Source organism: Pseudomonas sp. R3-41, assembly GCF_054161485.1.
In genome coordinates, this window is record NZ_CP096421.1 from 732755 (window position 1) to 754208 (window position 21454).

At 55.3% G+C, this 21454-nt stretch carries 18 protein-coding genes, 6 tRNA genes and 3 rRNA genes; 22 read left to right on the plus strand and 5 right to left on the minus strand.

The genetic code is table 11. The features are described 5' to 3' along the window. Positions 1-50: 50 nt before the first annotated feature. Genes M1D99_RS03270 through hemJ form a run of 3 tightly spaced genes read right to left on the minus strand, consistent with a single transcriptional unit; the run spans position 51 to position 2503 of the window. A complete protein-coding gene (locus M1D99_RS03270; RefSeq protein WP_186706986.1) occupies positions 51-1016 on the minus strand; it encodes a DUF805 domain-containing protein in 966 nt (321 codons plus the stop codon). 51 nt (positions 1017-1067) lie between these two features. Further along, positions 1068-2036 (minus strand): NAD(P)H-dependent flavin oxidoreductase, encoded by a 969-nt coding sequence (locus M1D99_RS03275; RefSeq protein WP_186706987.1) that lies wholly within the window; start codon positions 2034-2036, stop codon positions 1068-1070. Between the two features lie 35 nt (positions 2037-2071). Then, positions 2072-2503 carry a protoporphyrinogen oxidase HemJ gene (hemJ, locus tag M1D99_RS03280; protein ID WP_186706988.1) on the minus strand — a complete coding sequence of 144 codons (432 nt, stop codon included), beginning with the start codon at positions 2501-2503 and terminating at the stop codon, positions 2072-2074. 135 nt (positions 2504-2638) lie between these two features. Between hemJ and argC the strand changes: the two genes are divergently transcribed. Together argC and erpA are read left to right on the plus strand one after the other, a co-directional pair. Further along, complete coding sequence (argC, locus tag M1D99_RS03285; RefSeq protein ID WP_458131369.1) at positions 2639-3673, plus strand: N-acetyl-gamma-glutamyl-phosphate reductase; 1035 nt, start codon at positions 2639-2641, stop codon at positions 3671-3673. Positions 3674-3814: 141 nt separating this feature from the next. Beyond that, positions 3815-4165: an iron-sulfur cluster insertion protein ErpA gene (gene erpA, locus M1D99_RS03290; protein WP_003177727.1), complete on the plus strand. Its 351-nt coding sequence runs from the start codon at positions 3815-3817 to the stop codon at positions 4163-4165. A gap of 67 nt (positions 4166-4232) precedes the next feature. Here the strand turns inward: erpA and M1D99_RS03295 are convergent, their stop codons facing one another. Further along, positions 4233-5324 carry an anhydro-N-acetylmuramic acid kinase gene (locus M1D99_RS03295; RefSeq protein ID WP_458131370.1) on the minus strand — a complete coding sequence of 364 codons (1092 nt, stop codon included), beginning with the start codon at positions 5322-5324 and terminating at the stop codon, positions 4233-4235. Positions 5325-5326: 2 nt separating this feature from the next. Further along, entirely contained in the window at positions 5327-6745 is a 1419-nt protein-coding gene (locus M1D99_RS03300; protein WP_434573997.1) for a peptidoglycan DD-metalloendopeptidase family protein, read from the minus strand. A gap of 212 nt (positions 6746-6957) precedes the next feature. On the opposite strand from M1D99_RS03300, the gene tyrS reads away from it, so the two are divergent. The 20 genes from tyrS (at position 6958) to rplL (ending at position 21406) form a co-directional block, all read left to right on the plus strand. Further along, on the plus strand, positions 6958-8157 hold the full coding sequence (gene tyrS / locus M1D99_RS03305) for a tyrosine--tRNA ligase (RefSeq protein ID WP_434573999.1): 1200 nt from the start codon (positions 6958-6960) through the stop codon (positions 8155-8157). A gap of 550 nt (positions 8158-8707) precedes the next feature. Next, positions 8708-10244 (plus strand): 16S ribosomal RNA (locus tag M1D99_RS03310). 123 nt (positions 10245-10367) lie between these two features. Beyond that, positions 10368-10444: transfer RNA gene (locus M1D99_RS03315), tRNA-Ile, on the plus strand. A 10-nt stretch (positions 10445-10454) separates the two neighbouring features. After that, positions 10455-10530, plus strand: a tRNA-Ala gene (locus tag M1D99_RS03320). Between the two features lie 241 nt (positions 10531-10771). Continuing rightward, positions 10772-13663, plus strand: a 23S ribosomal RNA gene (locus M1D99_RS03325). A 157-nt stretch (positions 13664-13820) separates the two neighbouring features. Next, a 5S ribosomal RNA gene (gene rrf / locus M1D99_RS03330) occupies positions 13821-13936 on the plus strand. The 16S, 23S and 5S rRNA genes sit together here with 2 tRNA genes alongside, the layout of an rRNA operon. Before the next feature lie 133 nt (positions 13937-14069). Beyond that, positions 14070-15026 (plus strand): bifunctional biotin--[acetyl-CoA-carboxylase] ligase/biotin operon repressor BirA, encoded by a 957-nt coding sequence (gene birA, locus M1D99_RS03335; protein WP_434574001.1) that lies wholly within the window; start codon positions 14070-14072, stop codon positions 15024-15026. Beyond that, complete coding sequence (locus tag M1D99_RS03340) at positions 15016-15765, plus strand: pantothenate kinase (RefSeq protein WP_434574003.1); 750 nt, start codon at positions 15016-15018, stop codon at positions 15763-15765. Before birA ends, M1D99_RS03340 begins: the two co-directional genes overlap by 11 nt. Positions 15766-15772: 7 nt before the next feature. Further along, a complete protein-coding gene (locus M1D99_RS03345) occupies positions 15773-16228 on the plus strand; it encodes a hypothetical protein (RefSeq protein ID WP_434574005.1) in 456 nt (151 codons plus the stop codon). A gap of 142 nt (positions 16229-16370) precedes the next feature. Continuing rightward, positions 16371-16455 (plus strand) — tRNA-Tyr (locus tag M1D99_RS03350). Positions 16456-16479: 24 nt separating this feature from the next. Beyond that, a tRNA-Gly gene (locus M1D99_RS03355) sits at positions 16480-16553 on the plus strand. 26 nt (positions 16554-16579) lie between these two features. Beyond that, positions 16580-16655, plus strand: a tRNA-Thr gene (locus M1D99_RS03360). Between the two features lie 84 nt (positions 16656-16739). Next, the gene (gene tuf / locus M1D99_RS03365; protein WP_458131371.1) at positions 16740-17933 is read left to right on the plus strand and encodes an elongation factor Tu; all 1194 of its coding nucleotides are present in this window, start codon (positions 16740-16742) and stop codon (positions 17931-17933) included. A 53-nt stretch (positions 17934-17986) separates the two neighbouring features. Next, a tRNA-Trp gene (locus tag M1D99_RS03370) sits at positions 17987-18062 on the plus strand. A 45-nt stretch (positions 18063-18107) separates the two neighbouring features. Beyond that, on the plus strand, positions 18108-18476 hold the full coding sequence (gene secE / locus M1D99_RS03375) for a preprotein translocase subunit SecE (protein ID WP_003206102.1): 369 nt from the start codon (positions 18108-18110) through the stop codon (positions 18474-18476). Between the two features lie 9 nt (positions 18477-18485). Then, on the plus strand, positions 18486-19019 hold the full coding sequence (nusG, locus tag M1D99_RS03380) for a transcription termination/antitermination protein NusG (RefSeq protein WP_003186097.1): 534 nt from the start codon (positions 18486-18488) through the stop codon (positions 19017-19019). A gap of 117 nt (positions 19020-19136) precedes the next feature. Beyond that, the gene (rplK, locus tag M1D99_RS03385; protein ID WP_003210097.1) at positions 19137-19568 is read left to right on the plus strand and encodes a 50S ribosomal protein L11; all 432 of its coding nucleotides are present in this window, start codon (positions 19137-19139) and stop codon (positions 19566-19568) included. Then, a complete protein-coding gene (gene rplA / locus M1D99_RS03390; RefSeq protein ID WP_003186095.1) occupies positions 19568-20263 on the plus strand; it encodes a 50S ribosomal protein L1 in 696 nt (231 codons plus the stop codon). Before rplK ends, rplA begins: the two co-directional genes overlap by 1 nt. 198 nt (positions 20264-20461) lie before the next feature. Continuing rightward, positions 20462-20962: a 50S ribosomal protein L10 gene (gene rplJ / locus M1D99_RS03395; protein WP_003206099.1), complete on the plus strand. Its 501-nt coding sequence runs from the start codon at positions 20462-20464 to the stop codon at positions 20960-20962. Between the two features lie 78 nt (positions 20963-21040). Continuing rightward, entirely contained in the window at positions 21041-21406 is a 366-nt protein-coding gene (gene rplL, locus M1D99_RS03400; RefSeq protein WP_003206098.1) for a 50S ribosomal protein L7/L12, read from the plus strand. Positions 21407-21454 lie beyond the last annotated feature (48 nt).

The window sequence follows — 21454 nt, forward strand, 5'->3', positions numbered from 1 at the left end:
CGCAACAGCCCGCCGCCAAATGACTGGGCTGTCACCGGCATGAAGCGCGCTTATTGTTCCTCTTCTTCTTCATAGTCTACAGAAGGCGGAGCGGGCTCGGCTGCCTCAACGGCGGGCTCTTCAGCGGTTTCGCTGCTGGACTCGCTGCTTTCGTAGCTGCTCAGGCTGCTGGTGTCGTAGTCTTCCTGGAGGGCTCCGAAGATGCCTGCAAACGTGGCGATGAAAATCAATACGATCATCACGAGCCAGAGCGAGGCCAACAGCTTGACCCCCGTGGTATTGCGCGGGGGTGGCGGGCCATATTGGTTTGCACCGGTGTTGCCTGGCGCGATGATGAGGATGAACGGGAAGATGCTGCCCACGAAGGGAACCAGGTTGATCAGCCACAACCACCCCGACCAACCGAGGTCGTGCAGGCGCTGGACGTTGAACTGGATGCTCACGAAGGCAAAGGCAAGCACAACGACCGCAGCGAGCAGGCCGCCGACAATGAGCGCCGCTATCGAGTCGGAAGCCAGCAGCCAGGTCGAGGCGAGCCAGAAGCCCACGCCGACCAAGGGCAGTAGAGCCAGGGTCAACGCCATGGTCCAGGCCAGGTAGCGAAGGCGCCCAATACGGCCATCGAAGCTGAAGGGCTTGAGGGTGCTGTACTCGGCAAGCGCTTCACCGACTTCGGCGCGGGGAGGCGCGTAGGGCGAGGCGGGTTCGATGATCGAATCGGGGTGGCGTCCACTCGGTTGCCGTGGCGCGTCCTGTACTTCGCCAAGGCTCAATTGGACGGTGGGTTCGGCTTCGATCCTGGCATCGATACCGCTTTTGTTGAGCGCTTCGAGGTACTGCTGCGCCTCGTTCTGGGACAGGTTGCTTTTCAGGGCCACCTTGCGACCGGTGAACAGTCGTTCAATGGCGGCGACGTCGCTCTTGAACAGCTCGGCGAGGTTGAGTTTGGCGGTGGTGGTATCGACACCCGGCATCACGCCGCCGTCGAACACGATGTTGAAACGGGTTTCGCTCATGCCCGGCATCCTTGTCTCTGAAAGTTAAGTAGTTGTTTTGTTTGGGCTGGTTCAGCGCGGCCATTGCCCGCCAAGCTGTGCCGCCCGGGCTTGTGCTTGACGGTATTCTTCATCCAGGCGCGCCACCAACTGATCGACGCTGGGCAAATCATCGATTCCCCCCACGCCCTGGCCGGCGGACCATACGGTTTTCCAGGCCTTGGCTTCATCGTTCAGCGGTTTGAGTTTCGAGCCAAAATCCACCTCGCCTTTGTTCTGCAGGGCGGCGAGATCGAAACCGGCATTCTCCAGGCTCTGGCGCATGAAACTCGCCGGCACCCCGGATACAGCAGGAGTATGCACGATGTCCGCGGCTCTGGATGTGAGCAACATCTCTTTATAAGCGTCAGGTGCGTGGCTTTCGCTTGTACCGATAAATCGCGTACCGAAGTAGGCCAGGTCCGCGCCAAGCAATTGTGCGGCCAGAATCTGATGGCCGTGGTTCAGGCATCCTGCAAGCAGCAGGGTCTTATCGAAAAACTGGCGGATCTCGGCAATCAGTGAAAACGGGCTCCAGGTCCCGGCATGCCCGCCTGCGCCGGCGGCAACGGCGATCAAGCCATCGACACCGGCTTCGGCGGCTTTTTCGGCATGACGTCGGGTCGTCACGTCATGGAACACCAGCCCGCCATAACCGTGCACCGCGTCCACTAGTTCTTTCACCGCGCCCAGGCTGGTGATGACGATCGGCACCTTGTGTTCGATGCAGATGGCCAGGTCGGCTTGAAGTCGCGGGTTGCTGTGATGGACGATCAGGTTCACGGCGTAGGGCGCCGGGTTTTCCAAGGTCGCCAGGCCTGCTTCGATTTCTTCCAGCCAGGCCTTGAAGCCGCTGCTTTCGCGCTGGTTCAACGCCGGAAAGCTGCCGACGATGCCATTGCGGCAGCAGGCCAGCACCAATTGCGGATTGGAAATCAGGAACATGGGCGCCGCCACGACGGGCAGGCGCAAGCGTTGTTCAAGCAGAGCGGGCAACGACATTGGAAGTACCCCGGATAATGAATGCTGATTGGAGATTAGAACGGTCGGACGACGACCAGAATTACGATAGCCAGCAATATCAGAACCGGCACCTCATTGAACCAGCGATAAAAGACATGGCTGCGGGTGTTTTCGCCACGAGCGAAGCGTTTCACCTGGGCGCCGCACATGTGGTGGTAACCGATCAACAGCACGACCAAGGTCAACTTGGCGTGCATCCAGCCTCCCTGAGTGAAGTAGGCACCGGCGTTGAGGCTCAGCAGCCAGATGCCGAATATGAGGGTGGCGATCATCGCCGGGCCCATGATGCCGCGGTACAGCTTGCGCTCCATGACGCTGAAGCGCTCTTTGCTGACGCTGTCCTCGCTTTGGGCGTGATAGACAAACAGGCGAGGCAGGTAGAACAGGCCGGCGAACCAGCAGACCATGCTGACAATGTGAAGTGCTTTGAGCCACAGATAGAGCATTTTTAGTTATTCCAAGAAATCACGGTAGCTCGATAGTAGAGGTTAGAGCGGCCGCACGTCACCTTGACGGTTGTCGCCACGCCCTGCGGCCCCTATCATCGACGGCTTTCCAGTGGGTTCGTTGAGGGCAGGTTTATGGTCAAGGTCGGTATCGTCGGCGGCACGGGTTACACCGGTGTCGAACTGCTGCGTCTGCTGGCACAGCATCCGCAGGCTGAAGTGGTGGTCATCACCTCCCGATCCGAGGCCGGCCTGGCCGTCGCCGACATGTACCCGAACCTGCGAGGCCATTACGACGGCCTGGCGTTCAGCGTTCCGGACGTCAAGACCCTCGGCGCCTGCGATGTGGTGTTCTTCGCCACGCCCCACGGTGTTGCTCACGCCCTGGCCGGCGAACTGCTGGCCGCCGGCACCAAGGTCATCGACCTGTCGGCGGACTTCCGCCTGCAGGACGCCGATGAATGGGCCAAATGGTACGGCCAGCCCCACGGTGCGCCGGAACTGCTTGAAGAGGCGGTCTACGGCTTGCCGGAAGTCAATCGCGAGAAGATCAAACAGGCACGACTGATCGCTGTACCGGGTTGCTATCCGACGGCGACACAGCTGGGGTTCTTGCCGCTGCTGGAAGCCGGTCTTGCCGATGCTTCGCGCCTGATCGCCGACTGCAAGTCCGGTGTCAGCGGTGCCGGGCGTGGCGCCAGTGTCGGCTCGCTGTATTCCGAGACGTCGGAAAGCATGAAGGCGTACGCGGTCAAAGGGCATCGCCACTTGCCGGAAATTCGCCAGGGCTTGCGCCGGGCAGCGGGCAAGGACGTCGGCCTGACCTTCGTGCCGCACCTGACCCCGATGATTCGTGGTATCCATTCCACCCTGTATGCGACTGTCGTCGATCGTTCGATGGATCTGCAGGCGTTGTTTGAAAAACGTTATGCCAACGAACCGTTCGTCGACGTGATGCCGGCTGGCAGTCATCCGGAAACCCGCAGCGTGCGCGGTGCGAACGTTTGCCGGATCGCCGTGCATCGTCCCCAGGACGGTGATCTGGTGGTGGTGTTGTCGGTCATCGACAACTTGGTCAAGGGCGCGTCCGGCCAGGCCGTGCAGAACCTGAACATCCTGTTCGGGCTGGATGAGCGCCTGGGGCTGTCCCATGCGGGGATGTTGCCTTAAGAGCAGCCACAAGCTGCAAGCTTGCAGCTTTGAACTTGTAGCTTGCCGCTGCTCCGCAAATAGTTGACCAATTTTCTAGGAGAAGCGGATAATGCCCGCCATCACGCATTATGGCGGCGTAAGCGCCGGGAGATATTCAGCATGAGCGTCGAAACCTTCACCCCCACGGCTTTGCAATTCACCCACGGTGCCGCGCACAAGGTGAAGAGCCTGGTCGATGAAGAGGGCAATGATCGTTTGAAGCTGCGCGTATTTGTTACGGGCGGCGGTTGTTCCGGTTTCCAGTACGGCTTCACTTTCGATGAAGAAGTGGCCGAAGACGACACCATTGTCGAGCGCGAAGGGGTCAGCCTGGTGGTCGACCCGATGAGCTTCCAGTACCTTGCAGGTGCCGAGGTAGATTATCAGGAAGGTCTGGAAGGCTCGCGTTTCGTGATCAAGAACCCTAACGCCACCACCACTTGTGGGTGCGGCTCTTCGTTCTCGATCTGAAGGCTTCAATAAAAACGCCGCGGTGCCTTAGGCCCTGCGGCGTTTTTTTTGTCCGTGATTATTGGATTCAGGCCGGGTAGATAGCGCCGAGTATGCGCAGGCCACGGGCGCCCGTGACACTTGGACGGTTACCTGGAATACCTTCAAGACAGCAATGGGCGAGCCAGGCGAACGCCATGGCTTCGACCCAGTCCGGATCCACTCCATATGCCGCCGTGCTGCTGACGGTGGCCTCTGGCAGCAATTCAGCCAGGCGCTTCATGAACGCCTGGTTGTGCGCGCCGCCGCCGCAGACCAGCAACTCCTGAGTATTCGGCTGGGCATACTGAAGTGATTCGACGATGGTCAGGGCGGTCAGTTCGAGTAACGTCGCCTGGACGTTTTCCGGGGCGAAGGCTGGCAACTGCGACAAATGCTGGCTCAGCCACGGCAGGTTGAATACTTCACGACCGGTACTTTTCGGACCCTTGGTGACGAAGAAGGGGTCGCTGAGCAGTGCCTTGAGCAAGGCTGGCTCGACTTTTCCGCTGGCGGCCCATTGGCCGTCGCGATCGAAATGCTCACCGCGTTGTTGATGAATCCAGGCATCGAGCAATACGTTGCCTGGGCCGCAGTCGAAACCGGCGACAGGTTTTGCGGGCGCTATCAGGCTGAGGTTGCTGAAGCCACCGACATTCAGCACGGCACGATGACCGGCTCGTTCTTCGAACAATGCTTCGTGAAACGCCGGGACCAGTGGGGCGCCTTGCCCGCCAGCGGCGACATCGCGGCTTCGGAAATCGCTGACGACGGTGATGCCGGTCAATTCGCTCAACAGTGCCGGATTGCCAATTTGCACAGTAAACCCACGGGCCGGTTCATGGCGGATGGTCTGGCCGTGGCTGCCAATCGCCCTGATGTCTTCAGGCTTGAGTTTCTGTTCGTTGAGCAGGGTATGGATGCCCTGCGCGGCCAGCTTTACCCAGCTTTGTTGGGCAATGGCGGAACGGGCGATCTCATCGGGCCCGCTGCTGCACAATTCGAGCAATTCGGTGCGCAGAACGGCGGGCATGGGGATGTAGTGCGTGGCGATCAATTTGATCGCCGGGGTCAGTTCGATCAGTGCGATATCCAAGCCGTCCAGGCTGGTCCCGGACATCACACCGATATAAAGCGCCATGCTTAGCGCTTGCTCGAGGCCAGCATGGTGGCTTTCTCTTGATCCATGCGAGCCATCAAAGGTTGGCTTTGAGCCAGGAAGCGTGCGCGCTCGCCCTTGGCGATCGGATCGGCCATCGGCAACTTCTGGCCAAGTGGGTCGACATGAACGCCGTTGACCTGGAACTCATAGTGCAAGTGCGGGCCGGTGGAGAGGCCGGTGGTGCCGATGTAGCCAATCACCTGGCCTTGCTTGACGGTGCCGCCAGTCTTCACGCCTTTGGCGAAGCCCTGCATGTGCCCGTACAGGGTGCGATAGGTATTGCCGTGCTGAATGATCACGGTGTTGCCATAACCGCCGCGACGGCCTGCCAGCAACACCTTGCCGTCGCCGGCTGCCTTGATTGGCGTGCCACGAGGGGCGGCGTAGTCGACACCTTTGTGGGCGCGAATCTTGTTCAGGATCGGATGCTTGCGACCTGCGGAGAACTTCGAGCTGATACGGGCGAAATCAACCGGTGTACGGATGAATGCCTTGCGCATGCTGTTGCCGTCGGCGGTGTAGTAGCTGCTGTTGCCTTGCTTGTTGGTGTAGCGCACCGCAGTGTACGTCTTGCCGCGGTTGGTGAAGCGCGCGGAGAGAATCGGGCCGTTGCCGACGCTCTTGCCATTGACCACTTTCTGCTCGTAGATGACGTCGAATTCGTCGCCCTGGCGAATGTCCTGGGCGAAGTCGATGTCGTAGCCGAAGACACTGGCCATATCCATGGTCAGGCTATGGGAAAGGCCGGCGCGCGCAGCGGACTGGGACAGCGAACTGTTGATGACGCCATGGACGTAGGCCGAGCGAACGGTAGGCTTGGCGGTGACGCGGTTGAATACATAACCCTTGTCATTTTTGGTCAGGGTGATGCTTTCCAGGTCACTCAGCTTGGTGTGCAGGTTGGTCAGCTGTCCGTCTGGATTGAGTTCGAATTCGAGTTTCTGGCCGCGTTGCAATTGAGTGAATTGCTTGGCTTGTTTGTCGCTGGCCAGGACTTCATGGACCGAAGTCGAAGGCAGGCCAACCTTTTCGAAGAGTGTGGAGAGAGTGTCGCCCTTGGCAACAATCACTTCGCGATGGTCCGGTCCTTTCTTTTCTTCTGCCACAGGCGCTTCTGCCTGAGAGGCGGCCTGGGCAGGGTCTTGCGGGCTGTTTTCAATCTGTGCAAACGGAGAAGCAGCCGGCTCGTTTGTGGCTTGAACGGCTTCGGCGGCGTCTTGTTCTTGTGTCAGTTGTTCAGCAGGGCTTTCCAGTTCAAGACTCAGAGTCGTCTTTTTGGCTTCAACATCGCTGGAGGGAAACACCAGGAGCGCCAGGCTAAGGAGGGCTGCGATGCCACTTGCGGCAAGCAGGTGGGTCTTCGGGTAAAGCGGCGGCGCTTTAGACGGTTCTGTGGTCATAAGTAATTTTGGCTTTTGAAAAAATGAATTGGAAAAGATGAATGACATGATGAAGATGAAATAACTGTATAAAATATAACCAAAACCCCTGCGAAGCAAGCCCGCGAACGCTCTGTTCTGTGGATTGGCGTCCTTGCGCCTGGCAAACCTTGTATTTGGTGCGCGATCTTGTATGGTTGGGGCCCTTTGAATCTGAGCCTTACGGGTCTGTTATGAAGTCGGTTGAAGAGCAGCTAGCGCTGATCAAGCGTGGTGCGGAAGAACTGTTGGTCGAGTCCGAGCTGATCGAAAAGCTCAAGCGTGGGCAGCCGCTGCGTATCAAGGCTGGCTTCGATCCGACGGCGCCCGATCTGCACCTGGGTCACACCGTGCTTATTAATAAGCTGCGCCAGTTCCAGGATCTGGGCCACCAGGTCATCTTCCTTATAGGGGACTTCACCGGCATGATCGGTGACCCGAGCGGCAAGAGTGCTACGCGCCCGCCGCTGACCCGTGAGCAGGTCCTCGATAACGCCGAGACCTACAAGACCCAGGTATTCAAGATTCTTGATCCGGCCAAGACCGAAGTGGCTTTCAACTCCACTTGGATGGATAAGATGGGGCCGGCGGATTTCATTCGCCTGACGTCTCAATACACCGTGGCTCGCATGCTTGAGCGCGATGATTTCGACAAGCGCTATACAACCAATCAGCCAATCGCTATCCATGAGTTCCTCTATCCGCTTGTACAGGGTTATGACTCGGTTGCGTTGCGCGCGGACGTTGAGCTCGGCGGCACCGATCAGAAATTCAACCTGTTGATGGGGCGTGAGCTGCAGCGCGGTTATGGTCAGGAGGCGCAGTGCATCCTGACCATGCCATTGCTGGAGGGGTTGGATGGCGTGAAGAAGATGTCCAAATCGCTGGGCAACTACGTGGGCATCCAGGAAGCGCCAGGCGCCATGTACGGCAAGCTGGTCTCCATTCCTGATGCGCTGATGTGGCGCTACTTCGAGCTGTTGAGCTTCCGGTCAATGGATGAGATCAATGCGTTCCGTGCTGATGTAGAGGCTGGGGCTAATCCGCGGGACATCAAGATCAAGCTGGCCGAAGAGATCGTTGCTCGTTTCCATGGTGAAGAGGCAGCTGCCAGCGCTCACCGTGCGGCGGGTAATCGTATGAAGGATGGCGAGCTGCCGGATGACTTGCCGGAGATCGAGCTGGTTGCTGCCGAGGGTATGCCGATTGCGGCGGTCCTTAATAAAGCAGGCCTGGTCAAGAATGCGGCGGTGGCACGAGATCTCCTTGGTTCGGGCGGTGTGCGTGTAGATGGTGAGGTTGTGGATCGCACCTATATATATGAGCTGGGTTCTACTCATGTATGCCAGGCCGGCAAGAAGGCTTTTGCGCGGATTACGCTGAAATCCGAATAAAGCTGAAATTAAGGGTTGACGGCAGATTCTGGAAGTCTATAATTCGCCCCACTTCCGGCGCAGTCGAAACGGAAAACTCCTTGAGATTCAATGAGTTAAGTAGGTTTGGAAGGTGCAGGGCTTCAGTTCATCGAAGCTTGGAAGGAGCAGATAGAGCGGTGATGTTTGGCTCTATCGGCGGTTCGATCTTCTCGGTCGAAAGCGGTGAAAAAGAGGTGTTGACAGCAGCGAGTAACGCTGTAGAATTCGCCTCCCGCTAACGAGAGATCGGAAGCGCAAGTGGTTGAAGTTGAAAAGGAAACTTTGAAAACTTCTTAAAATAACCGCTTGACAGATACACCGGGCGCTGTAGAATGCGCGCCTCGGTTGAGACGAAAGACTCAGCCAACCGCTCTTTAACAACTGAATCAAGCAATTCGTGTGGGTGCTTGTGGAGTCAGACTGCTAGTCAACAGATTATCAGCATCACAAGTTACTCCGCGAGAAATCAAAGATGTAACCAACGATTGCTGAGCCAAGTTTAGGGTTTTCTCAAAACCCAAAGATGTTTGAACTGAAGAGTTTGATCATGGCTCAGATTGAACGCTGGCGGCAGGCCTAACACATGCAAGTCGAGCGGTAGAGAGGTGCTTGCACCTCTTGAGAGCGGCGGACGGGTGAGTAATGCCTAGGAATCTGCCTGGTAGTGGGGGATAACGCTCGGAAACGGACGCTAATACCGCATACGTCCTACGGGAGAAAGCAGGGGACCTTCGGGCCTTGCGCTATCAGATGAGCCTAGGTCGGATTAGCTAGTTGGTGGGGTAATGGCTCACCAAGGCGACGATCCGTAACTGGTCTGAGAGGATGATCAGTCACACTGGAACTGAGACACGGTCCAGACTCCTACGGGAGGCAGCAGTGGGGAATATTGGACAATGGGCGAAAGCCTGATCCAGCCATGCCGCGTGTGTGAAGAAGGTCTTCGGATTGTAAAGCACTTTAAGTTGGGAGGAAGGGCATTAACCTAATACGTTAGTGTTTTGACGTTACCGACAGAATAAGCACCGGCTAACTCTGTGCCAGCAGCCGCGGTAATACAGAGGGTGCAAGCGTTAATCGGAATTACTGGGCGTAAAGCGCGCGTAGGTGGTTCGTTAAGTTGGATGTGAAAGCCCCGGGCTCAACCTGGGAACTGCATTCAAAACTGTCGAGCTAGAGTATGGTAGAGGGTGGTGGAATTTCCTGTGTAGCGGTGAAATGCGTAGATATAGGAAGGAACACCAGTGGCGAAGGCGACCACCTGGACTGATACTGACACTGAGGTGCGAAAGCGTGGGGAGCAAACAGGATTAGATACCCTGGTAGTCCACGCCGTAAACGATGTCAACTAGCCGTTGGGAGCCTTGAGCTCTTAGTGGCGCAGCTAACGCATTAAGTTGACCGCCTGGGGAGTACGGCCGCAAGGTTAAAACTCAAATGAATTGACGGGGGCCCGCACAAGCGGTGGAGCATGTGGTTTAATTCGAAGCAACGCGAAGAACCTTACCAGGCCTTGACATCCAATGAACTTTCCAGAGATGGATTGGTGCCTTCGGGAACATTGAGACAGGTGCTGCATGGCTGTCGTCAGCTCGTGTCGTGAGATGTTGGGTTAAGTCCCGTAACGAGCGCAACCCTTGTCCTTAGTTACCAGCACGTTATGGTGGGCACTCTAAGGAGACTGCCGGTGACAAACCGGAGGAAGGTGGGGATGACGTCAAGTCATCATGGCCCTTACGGCCTGGGCTACACACGTGCTACAATGGTCGGTACAGAGGGTTGCCAAGCCGCGAGGTGGAGCTAATCCCACAAAACCGATCGTAGTCCGGATCGCAGTCTGCAACTCGACTGCGTGAAGTCGGAATCGCTAGTAATCGCGAATCAGAATGTCGCGGTGAATACGTTCCCGGGCCTTGTACACACCGCCCGTCACACCATGGGAGTGGGTTGCACCAGAAGTAGCTAGTCTAACCTTCGGGAGGACGGTTACCACGGTGTGATTCATGACTGGGGTGAAGTCGTAACAAGGTAGCCGTAGGGGAACCTGCGGCTGGATCACCTCCTTAATCGACGACCGCAGCTGCTTCATGAGCTCCCACACGAATTGCTTGATTCATTGAAGAAGACGATAGAAGCAGCTTTAAGCTCCAAGCTGATAGCTCACAGCTAACAGTTACAAGCTCGAAATTGGGTCTGTAGCTCAGTTGGTTAGAGCGCACCCCTGATAAGGGTGAGGTCGGCAGTTCGAATCTGCCCAGACCCACCAATTTTGTTATGGGGCCATAGCTCAGCTGGGAGAGCGCCTGCCTTGCACGCAGGAGGTCAGCGGTTCGATCCCGCTTGGCTCCACCATAAACTGCTTCTGAAAGCTTAGAAATGAGCATTCCATCGGTTCGATGGTGAATGTTGATTTCTAGTCTTTGACTAGTTCGTTCTTTAAAAATTTGGGTATGTGATAGAAAGATAGACTGAACGTTACTTTCACTGGTAACGGATCAGGCTAAGGTAAAATTTGTGAGTTCTCTTAGTTGAGAAATTCGAATTTTCGGCGAATGTCGTCTTCACAGTATAACCAGATTGCTTGGGGTTATATGGTCAAGTGAAGAAGCGCATACGGTGGATGCCTTGGCAGTCAGAGGCGATGAAAGACGTGGTAGCCTGCGAAAAGCTTCGGGGAGTCGGCAAACAGACTTTGATCCGGAGATGTCTGAATGGGGGAACCCAGCCATCATAAGATGGTTATCTTGTACTGAATACATAGGTGCAAGAGGCGAACCAGGGGAACTGAAACATCTAAGTACCCTGAGGAAAAGAAATCAACCGAGATTCCCTTAGTAGTGGCGAGCGAACGGGGACTAGCCCTTAAGCTTCTTTGATTTTAGCGGAACGCTCTGGAAAGTGCGGCCATAGTGGGTGATAGCCCTGTACGCGAAAGGATCTTAGAAGTGAAATCGAGTAGGACGGAGCACGAGAAACTTTGTCTGAATATGGGGGGACCATCCTCCAAGGCTAAATACTACTGACTGACCGATAGTGAACTAGTACCGTGAGGGAAAGGCGAAAAGAACCCCGGAGAGGGGAGTGAAATAGATCCTGAAACCGTATGCGTACAAGCAGTGGGAGCCCACTTTGTTGGGTGACTGCGTACCTTTTGTATAATGGGTCAGCGACTTATTTTCAGTGGCGAGCTTAACCGAATAGGGGAGGCGTAGCGAAAGCGAGTCTTAATAGGGCGTCTAGTCGCTGGGAATAGACCCGAAACCGGGCGATCTATCCATGGGCAGGTTGAAGGTTGGGTAACACTAACTGGAGGACCGAACCGACTACCGTTGAAAAGTTAGCGGATGACCTGTGGATCGGAGTGAAAGGCTAATCAAGCTCGGAGATAGCTGGTTCTCCTCGAAAGCTATTTAGGTAGCGCCTCATGTATCACTGTAGGGGGTAGAGCACTGTTTCGGCTAGGGGGTCATCCCGACTTACCAAACCGATGCAAACTCCGAATACCTACAAGTGCCGAGCATGGGAGACACACGGCGGGTGCTAACGTCCGTCGTGAAAAGGGAAACAACCCAGACCGTCAGCTAAGGTCCCAAAGTTATGGTTAAGTGGGAAACGATGTGGGAAGGCTTAGACAGCTAGGAGGTTGGCTTAGAAGCAGCCACCCTTTAAAGAAAGCGTAATAGCTCACTAGTCGAGTCGGCCTGCGCGGAAGATGTAACGGGGCTCAAACCATACACCGAAGCTACGGGTATCACGTAAGTGATGCGGTAGAGGAGCGTTCTGTAAGCCTGTGAAGGTGAGTTGAGAAGCTTGCTGGAGGTATCAGAAGTGCGAATGCTGACATGAGTAACGACAATGGGTGTGAAAAACACCCACGCCGAAAGACCAAGGTTTCCTGCGCAACGTTAATCGACGCAGGGTTAGTCGGTCCCTAAGGCGAGGCTGAAAAGCGTAGTCGATGGAAAACAGGTTAATATTCCTGTACTTCTGGTTATTGCGATGGAGGGACGGAGAAGGCTAGGCCAGCTTGGCGTTGGTTGTCCAAGTTTAAGGTGGTAGGCTGGAATCTTAGGTAAATCCGGGATTCCAAGGCCGAGAGCTGATGACGAGTTACCCTTTGGGTGACGAAGTGGTTGATGCCATGCTTCCAAGAAAAGCTTCTAAGCTTCAGGTAACCAGGAACCGTACCCCAAACCGACACAGGTGGTTGGGTAGAGAATACCAAGGCGCTTGAGAGAACTCGGGTGAAGGAACTAGGCAAAATGGCACCGTAACTTCGGGAGAAGGTGCGCCGGTGAGGGTGAAGCACTTGCTGCGTAAGCCCACGCCGGTCGAAGATACCAGGCCGCTGCGACTGTTTATTAAAAACACAGCACTCTGCAAACACGAAAGTGGACGTATAGGGTGTGACGCCTGCCCGGTGCCGGAAGGTTAATTGATGGGGTTAGCTAACGCGAAGCTCTTGATCGAAGCCCCGGTAAACGGCGGCCGTAACTATAACGGTCCTAAGGTAGCGAAATTCCTTGTCGGGTAAGTTCCGACCTGCACGAATGGCGTAACGATGGCGGCGCTGTCTCCACCCGAGACTCAGTGAAATTGAAATCGCTGTGAAGATGCAGTGTATCCGCGGCTAGACGGAAAGACCCCGTGAACCTTTACTATAGCTTTGCACTGGACTTTGAATTTGCTTGTGTAGGATAGGTGGGAGGCTTTGAAGCGTGGACGCCAGTCTGCGTGGAGCCATCCTTGAAATACCACCCTGGCAACTTTGAGGTTCTAACTCAGGTCCGTTATCCGGATCGAGGACAGTGTATGGTGGGTAGTTTGACTGGGGCGGTCTCCTCCTAAAGAGTAACGGAGGAGTACGAAGGTGCGCTCAGACCGGTCGGAAATCGGTCGTAGAGTATAAAGGCAAAAGCGCGCTTGACTGCGAGACAGACACGTCGAGCAGGTACGAAAGTAGGTCTTAGTGATCCGGTGGTTCTGTATGGAAGGGCCATCGCTCAACGGATAAAAGGTACTCCGGGGATAACAGGCTGATACCGCCCAAGAGTTCATATCGACGGCGGTGTTTGGCACCTCGATGTCGGCTCATCACATCCTGGGGCTGAAGCCGGTCCCAAGGGTATGGCTGTTCGCCATTTAAAGTGGTACGCGAGCTGGGTTTAGAACGTCGTGAGACAGTTCGGTCCCTATCTGCCGTGGACGTTTGAGATTTGAGAGGGGCTGCTCCTAGTACGAGAGGACCGGAGTGGACGAACCTCTGGTGTTCCGGTTGTCACGCCAGTGGCATTGCCGGGTAGCTATGTTCGGGAAAGATAACCGCTGAAAGCATCTAAGCGGGAAACTTGCCTCAAGATGAGATCTCACTGGGACCTTGAGTCCCCTGAAGGGCCGTCGAAGACTACGACGTTGATAGGCAGGGTGTGTAAGCGCTGTGAGGCGTTGAGCTAACCTGTACTAATTGCCCGTGAGGCTTGACCATATAACACCCAAGCAATTTGCTGACTCGAAAGAGCGCCAGATTGCGGTGTGTGAAGACGAAACGAACCGAAAGTTCGAATTTCACAAAACACCGAAAGCTATCACATACCCAATTTGCTGAAGCGCGGCCATCAGGCCACGACTCGGTACCCGAATTTCTTGACGACAATAGAGCATTGGAACCACCTGATCCCATCCCGAACTCAGCAGTGAAACGATGCATCGCCGATGGTAGTGTGGGGTTTCCCCATGTGAGAGTAGGTCATCGTCAAGATTAAATTCCGAAACCCCTATCTGCTGATGCAGGTAGGGGTTTTGTTTTGCCTGCGGGAAAGTCCTTTTCTGTTTCTATGCAACTGTCTTGCGCATGGCTATCATGCGGGCCTCATTATCAGGGCGCAGTCCGCATGCTCACGTTGCTAAAACTTCTGAAGGATGGCCGCTTTCATTCGGGGCAGGCGCTGGGTGTTGCACTGGGTATCAGTCGCAGTGCTGTATGGAAGCAGCTACAGCACTTGGAGGCGGATTTAGGATTGTCTGTGCATAAAGTTCGAGGTAGGGGGTATCAATTGGCGAAGCCCCTGTTGCTTTTGGATGCGGCAGAAATCCGCGCAAAAGGCCTTCCTGAATGGCCTGTCCATATATTTGACTCTATCGACTCTACTAACGCCGAGGCGCTGCGTTGCATTGAGCGTGGCGGAGCAGCACCGTTCTTGGTTTTGGCCGAGCGACAAATAGCGGGGCGCGGTCGTCGTGGTCGTAAGTGGGTCAGCCCCTTTGCTGAAAATCTCTATCACAGCCTGGTGTTACGCATTGACGGCGGCATGCGGCAAATTGAAGGCCTGAGTCTGGTTGTCGGGCTCGCTGTCATGCATGTCTTGCGCGACATGGGCATCGCGGGGGCAGGACTGAAATGGCCCAATGATGTCTTGGTGGGTGAGAAAAAGATTGCCGGCATTCTGCTTGAGTTGGTGGGAGATCCTGCGGATGTTTGCCATGTCGTCCTGGGTGTCGGGGTTAATGTGAACATGCAAGCAACTGATGAGGTCGACCAGCAGTGGACGTCCATGTGCCTTGAGGCGGGCAGGGATTTCGATCGAAATGAGCTGGTGGCGCGATTGGGTGCGAAGCTACAGCAGTATCTGGAGCGTCATCATGCATCAGGGTTTACCGCGATCCAGTCGGAATGGGAGCGGTACCATCTTTGGCAAGGCCGAGCTGTATCTCTGATTGCAGGTGTTAACAAAATTGACGGCATTGTGCTGGGCATTGATCACCAGGGTGCGCTGCGTTTGAAGGTAGATGGCGTGGAAAAGAACTTTAGCGGCGGTGAGCTCAGTTTGAGGTTGCGTGATGATTCTTGAGCTTGACTGCGGCAACAGCTTTATCAAATGGCGTGTTCTTCGTGCTGACGGGATAACGCCGGTCGAGGGGGGCGTGGTCAGCTCTGACGACGATCTGCTGACGAGCCTGAATGACGGAGGGAAGTTCCAGCTCAAAAAATGTCGTCTTGTTAGCGTCAGGACCTTGGCGGAGACGGACTCATTGGTCGCTTCGCTGGTCGACTTATTCGGGGTGTCGGTGGTTCGTGCTGTGCCCGCCCGGGAAATGGCAGGTGTGAAAAACGGCTACGAGGATTACGAGCGGCTAGGCCTCGATCGGTGGCTGGCCTTGCTCGGCGGTTTTCATCTTGCTTCGGGGGCGTGCCTGGTCCTTGATTTTGGTACTGCTGTTACTGCTGATTTCGTGGCGGCGGATGGCGAGCATCTCGGCGGATTCATTTGTCCTGGCATGCCGCTAATGCGTAATCAATTGCGTACCCACACACGAAAAATTCGCTATGACGATATAGCGGCCGAGCGAGCCCATGAAAGTCTCGCTCCAGGTCGCGCGACTGTCGAGGCGGTTGAGCGTGGTTGCATGCTGATGCTCAGGGGATTCGTCCTGACTCAGCTTGAATTGGCGCGGCAATATTGGGGAAAGGAATTCGTGGTGTTTCTTACAGGAGGGGATGCCAATCTGGTTTCCGGGGTTGTTCCAGATGCCAGGGTGGTGCCTGACCTGGTTTTTGTTGGCTTGGCGATGGCCTGCCCTTTGTCTTGAGGTCTCTATGCGGTGGCTGTTTCTGTTATTGCTGGTTTTGAATGTCTTTTATTACATCTGGCATCAGCAGGAGGCTCCGCTTCGCGCCAAGGATGTCACGCCGCTGAGTTTGTATCGTGGTTCGCAACAGGATATCCATCTTTTGAGTGAAACGGCGGATGCCCTTGTCAGGCGCGATTCAGCCAGGTCCGGTGAGGTAGCCCAAACCTGTGTCTACCTGGGTGGTTTTTCCCGTCCGGAGCTGGCCAGGCAGTTGGAGCAGCGTTTGGCGGCTTCGAGTGTCCTGGGTCGTTTCGTGGCGTCGGGCTCACAGGGCGCTCCTGAGGGTGGAGGGTTCTGGGTTCAGGTTTCCCAGGAAAGCGCGGGAAAGGTGAATGAAATGCTGCTTCAAAACCTTTCTAAAGAATTCAATGAGTTAAAACATAAAATAATGCCGTGCGAGGGGGTTGCACCCGCAGGGTAGTTTGCATAGAATGGCGCCCGCTTCGCAGCGAAGACCTTTAAAGGTAAGCGGTACGAAGCGACGTCAACGCAGCTAACCTCAGGTTTTTAATGAGAAAATGCTTGACAGAAGGCTGGCATGATATAGAATGCCGGCTCGCTTAGGAGGGGTTCCCGAGCGGCCAAAGGGATCAGACTGTAAATCTGACGTCTACGACTTCGAAGGTTCGAATCCTTCCCCCTCCACCATTTTTAGCGTGAGCTGCAAGCTCCGCGGGTATAGTTTAGTGGTAGAACCTCAGCCTTCCAAGCTGATGATGCGGGTTCGATTCCCGCTACCCGCTCCAAGTTTGCAGGTTGTGCAAAGTGTTTCGCTCTTGTAGCTCAGTTGGTAGAGCACACCCTTGGTAAGGGTGAGGTCAGCGGTTCAAATCCGCTCAAGAGCTCCATATAACAAGGCAGATATGCAAATATCTGCCTTTGTTTTAATGGCTTGTGTGACTCGCTAAATTCTTCTCCTAGGGGTGATTTCGATGGCTAAGGAAAAGTTCGAACGTAATAAGCCGCACGTCAACGTCGGTACCATTGGTCACGTTGACCACGGTAAAACCACGCTGACCGCTGCTCTGACCCGCGTCTGCTCCGAAGTTTTCGGTTCGGCCAAGGTTGACTTCGACAAGATCGACAGCGCCCCGGAAGAGAAAGCTCGCGGTATCACCATCAACACCGCTCACGTTGAATACGATTCGGCCGTGCGTCACTACGCACACGTTGACTGCCCAGGTCACGCCGACTACGTAAAAAACATGATCACCGGTGCTGCCCGGATGGATGGCGCGATCCTGGTTTGCTCGGCCGCTGATGGTCCGATGCCACAAACCCGCGAACACATCCTGCTGTCCCGTCAGGTAGGCGTTCCGTACATCGTTGTCTTCCTGAACAAGGCTGACATGGTTGACGACGCTGAGCTGCTGGAACTGGTTGAGATGGAAGTGCGCGACCTGCTGAGCACTTACGACTTCCCAGGTGATGACACTCCAATCATCATCGGTTCGGCTCTGATGGCTCTGAACGGCCAAGATGACAACGAAATGGGCACCACTGCTGTCAAGAAGCTGGTGGAAACTCTGGATAGCTACATCCCAGAGCCAGAACGTGCTATCGACAAGCCGTTCCTGATGCCAATCGAAGACGTTTTCTCGATCTCCGGTCGCGGTACTGTTGTGACTGGTCGTGTTGAGCGTGGCATCGTTCGTATCCAGGAAGAAGTTGAGATTGTCGGTCTGCGCGACACTCAGAAAACGACCTGCACTGGCGTTGAAATGTTCCGCAAGCTGCTCGACGAAGGTCGTGCTGGTGAGAACTGCGGCGTACTGCTGCGCGGCACCAAGCGTGACGACGTAGAGCGTGGCCAGGTTCTGGTCAAGCCAGGCACCGTCAAGCCGCACACCAAGTTCACTGCAGAAGTTTACGTTCTGAGCAAGGAAGAAGGCGGTCGTCATACTCCGTTCTTCAAAGGCTACCGTCCACAGTTCTACTTCCGTACAACTGACGTGACTGGTAACTGCGAGCTGCCAGAAGGCGTTGAAATGGTAATGCCAGGTGACAACATTCAGATGACTGTTACCCTGATCAAGACCATCGCGATGGAAGACGGTCTGCGTTTCGCTATCCGTGAAGGCGGTCGTACCGTCGGCGCTGGCGTCGTAGCCAAAGTCATCGAGTAAACAGTTGTAATGTCTTTTTCGGGCCGGCATAATGGTCGGCCTGATTTTGTTTTAGGTCAGTAGCTCAATTGGCAGAGCGACGGTCTCCAAAACCGTAGGTTGGGGGTTCGATTCCCTCCTGACCTGCCAGATTCACTCGGTGTGTCTGGCTTTCTTTTCACAGGATCTTCATAGATGACTCCTAAAGCTGAAGCTCAAGGCTCTCGCTTCGATCTGCTCAAGTGGCTAGTGGTAGTCGCTTTGGTGGTTATTGGCGTTGTTGGCAATCAGTATTATTCTGCTTCGCCGATCCTGTACCGCGTACTTGCATTGCTCGCCATTGCTGCTGTAGCTGCCTTTGTAGGCCTGCAGACAGCCAAGGGCAAGTCTTTCTTTGTACTCGCTAAGGAAGCTCGCACCGAGATTCGTAAAGTCGTATGGCCGACTCGCCAAGAAACCACGCAGACCACGTTGATTGTTGTGGCTGTTGTTCTGGTAATGGCGTTGCTGTTGTGGGGGCTTGATTCCCTGCTCGGCTGGCTTGTTTCCTTGATTGTTGGCTAAGGGTGTCCCGTGGCTAAGCGTTGGTACGTTGTGCATGCTTACTCGGGTTACGAGAAGCATGTCATGCGCTCGCTGGTAGAGCGCGTAAAGCTGGCTGGCATGGAAGATGGCTTCGGCGAGATTCTGGTCCCCACTGAAGAAGTGGTTGAGATGCGCAATGGCCAGAAGCGCAAAAGTGAACGTAAGTTCTTTCCGGGCTACGTGCTGGTACAGATGGACATGAACGAAGGGACTTGGCACTTGGTCAAGGATACCCCTCGGGTGATGGGCTTCATTGGCGGTACCGCCGACAAGCCTGCGCCGATCACGGATAAAGAGGCAGAAGCGATTCTGCGTCGTGTCGCTGATGGTAGCGACAAGCCGAAGCCGAAAACGCTGTTTGAGCCGGGTGAGGTTGTACGTGTCACCGACGGTCCATTCGCTGATTTCAATGGCACGGTTGAAGAAGTTAACTACGAAAAGAGCCGGATCCAAGTGGCAGTGCTCATTTTCGGTCGCTCTACTCCGGTAGAGCTAGAGTTCAGCCAGGTCGAAAAGGTCTGATTGAACAGGCATCCCAACCCCGCAGCCCAAGGCTGTGGGGTTTTGTCGTCACTGGGATAAACGCGCAAGTAACCGGGGAGCCTTTCGAGGCGTTCGAACCCGTAATTGGAGTGCCTCATGGCCAAGAAAATTACCGCTTACATCAAGCTGCAAGTGAAGGCCGCTCAGGCTAACCCAAGCCCACCTGTTGGTCCTGCCCTGGGTCAGCACGGCGTGAACATCATGGAATTCTGCAAGGCCTTCAACGCCCGTACTCAGGGTATTGAGCCAGGTCTGCCAACTCCAGTGATCATCACTGTCTACAGCGACCGTAGCTTCACTTTCGAAACAAAAAGCACCCCGGCTTCGGTTCTGCTGAAGAAGGCTGCAGGTTTGACCAGCGGTTCCGCTCGTCCAAACACCGTTAAGGTTGGCACCGTTACCCGTGCTCAGCTGGAAGAAATCGCGAAAACCAAAAACGCGGATCTGACTGCAGCTGATATGGATGCAGCCGTGCGTACTATCGCCGGTTCTGCTCGTAGCATGGGCCTTAACGTGGAGGGTGTGTAATGGCTAAGCTGACCAAGCGTCAAAAGGCTATCGCCGGCAAAATCGAAGCAGGCAAGGCCTACAACTTTGTAGACGCCGCCGCTCTGCTGGCTGAGCTGTCGACTGTCAAGTTCAGCGAGTCGTTCGACGTTGCTGTAAACCTGGGCGTTGACCCACGTAAATCCGACCAGGTCGTTCGTAGCGCTACCGTGCTGCCACACGGCACTGGCAAGACCGTTCGTGTTGCCGTGTTCACCCAGGGCCCAGCAGCTGAAGCTGCTCTGGCCGCTGGCGCTGATCGCGTAGGCATGGACGACCTGGCTGCTGAAATGAAGGGCGGCGACCTGAACTATGACGTAGTGATCGCATCCCCGGATGCCATGCGTGTTGTAGGTCAGTTGGGTCAGATCCTCGGTCCACGTGGTCTGATGCCTAACCCTAAAGTCGGCACCGTAACGCCAGACGTAGCCACCGCGGTTAAAAACGCCAAGGCTGGTCAGGTTCGTTATCGCACCGACAAAAACGGCATCATCCACACTTCCGTTGGCAAGATCGGCTTCGACGCCGTCAAGCTGAAGGAAAACGTTGAAGCCCTGATCGCTGATCTGAAGCGTATCAAGCCAGCTTCTTCGAAAGGTATCTACGTCAAGCGCGTTACCCTGAGCACCACTATGGGCCCAGGTCTGGTCATCGATCAGAGCTCGCTCGACGCGTAAGACTCAGGTTGGCACGAGCAATCGCGCCAACCACAAAATTGGGGTCCCTGCCTGGCGGGGGCTGTCCAAGACCGTAGGCGACGCAAGTCTTAAACCACAAGCCTACGCAGATGGTGCTCCCGGTTCCTTACCGAATCAGACACCAAAACGACATTCGGTTTCGATCGAATGAAACGGTAACAAGCAGGAGTTAAACCCGTGGCAATTAAACTCGAAGACAAGAAGGCCATCGTCGCTGAAGTCAACGAGGCTGCCAAAGCTGCTCTGTCCGCTGTCGTGGCTGATGCCCGTGGCGTAACAGTAGGCGCTATGACCGGACTCCGTAAAGAGGCTCGTGAAGCTGGCGTTTACGTACGTGTTGTACGTAACACCCTGCTCAAGCGCGCTGTTGCTGACACTGAATACAGTGTCCTCAACGACGTGTTCACCGGCCCGACCTTGATCGCGTTCTCCACCCAACATCCTGGCGCTGCTGCCCGTTTGTTCAAGGAATTCGCCAAAGGTCAGGACAAGTTCGAGATTAAGGCAGCTGCGTTCGAGGGCAAGTTCCTCGCAGCTAACCAGATCGACGTACTGGCAACTCTGCCGACCCGTGACGAAGCAATTTCTCAGCTGATGAGCGTGATTCAAGGCGCAACCAGCAAATTGGCTCGTACTCTGGCGGCACTGCGCGACCAGAAAGAAGCTGCCGCAGCCTAAGGCTCGACACTCCTTTTCGCGTTTTTTGTTTATTTCGATGGTCGCGTAGGCCGTCCCCCAATCCAGGAATTTAGAGTCATGTCTATCTCTCAAAACGATATCCTCGAAGCCGTTGGCAACATGTCCGTAATGGAAGTTGTTGAGCTGATCAAAGCTTTCGAAGAAAAATTCGGTGTTACCGCTGCTGCTGCTTCCGCTGGTCCAGCTGTTGCTGCTGCCGTTGCTGAAGAGCAAACCGAATTCAACGTCATGCTGACCGAAGCTGGCGAGAAGAAAGTAAACGTGATCAAGGCAGTACGTGAACTGACCGGTCTGGGCCTGAAAGAAGCCAAGGCTGTAGTTGACGGCGCTCCTGCCATGGTTCTGGAAGCTGTTGCCAAAGACGCAGCTGACAAGGCCAAAGCAGTTCTGGAAGAAGCAGGCGCTAAAGTCGAGCTGAAGTAAGCATCGACTTTGCGTCTCCAGCCCGAGCGTTAAGCGACAGGCTGATGG

Bases quoted from the DNA above. Each gene is read 5' to 3' on its own strand.
- M1D99_RS03270 (WP_186706986.1), bottom strand. From the start codon at position 1,016: ATGAGCGAAACCCGTTTCAACATCGTGTTCGACGGCGGCGTGATGCCG.
- M1D99_RS03275 (WP_186706987.1), bottom strand. From the start codon at position 2,036: ATGTCGTTGCCCGCTCTGCTTGAACAACGCTTGCGCCTGCCCGTCGTG.
- hemJ (WP_186706988.1), bottom strand. From the start codon at position 2,503: ATGCTCTATCTGTGGCTCAAAGCACTTCACATTGTCAGCATGGTCTGC.
- argC (WP_458131369.1), top strand. From the start codon at position 2,639: ATGGTCAAGGTCGGTATCGTCGGCGGCACGGGTTACACCGGTGTCGAA.
- erpA (WP_003177727.1), top strand. From the start codon at position 3,815: ATGAGCGTCGAAACCTTCACCCCCACGGCTTTGCAATTCACCCACGGT.
- M1D99_RS03295 (WP_458131370.1), bottom strand. From the start codon at position 5,324: ATGGCGCTTTATATCGGTGTGATGTCCGGGACCAGCCTGGACGGCTTG.
- M1D99_RS03300 (WP_434573997.1), bottom strand. From the start codon at position 6,745: ATGACCACAGAACCGTCTAAAGCGCCGCCGCTTTACCCGAAGACCCAC.
- tyrS (WP_434573999.1), top strand. From the start codon at position 6,958: ATGAAGTCGGTTGAAGAGCAGCTAGCGCTGATCAAGCGTGGTGCGGAA.
- birA (WP_434574001.1), top strand. From the start codon at position 14,070: ATGCTCACGTTGCTAAAACTTCTGAAGGATGGCCGCTTTCATTCGGGG.
- M1D99_RS03340 (WP_434574003.1), top strand. From the start codon at position 15,016: ATGATTCTTGAGCTTGACTGCGGCAACAGCTTTATCAAATGGCGTGTT.
- M1D99_RS03345 (WP_434574005.1), top strand. From the start codon at position 15,773: ATGCGGTGGCTGTTTCTGTTATTGCTGGTTTTGAATGTCTTTTATTAC.
- tuf (WP_458131371.1), top strand. From the start codon at position 16,740: ATGGCTAAGGAAAAGTTCGAACGTAATAAGCCGCACGTCAACGTCGGT.
- secE (WP_003206102.1), top strand. From the start codon at position 18,108: ATGACTCCTAAAGCTGAAGCTCAAGGCTCTCGCTTCGATCTGCTCAAG.
- rplK (WP_003210097.1), top strand. From the start codon at position 19,137: ATGGCCAAGAAAATTACCGCTTACATCAAGCTGCAAGTGAAGGCCGCT.
- rplA (WP_003186095.1), top strand. From the start codon at position 19,568: ATGGCTAAGCTGACCAAGCGTCAAAAGGCTATCGCCGGCAAAATCGAA.
- rplL (WP_003206098.1), top strand. From the start codon at position 21,041: ATGTCTATCTCTCAAAACGATATCCTCGAAGCCGTTGGCAACATGTCC.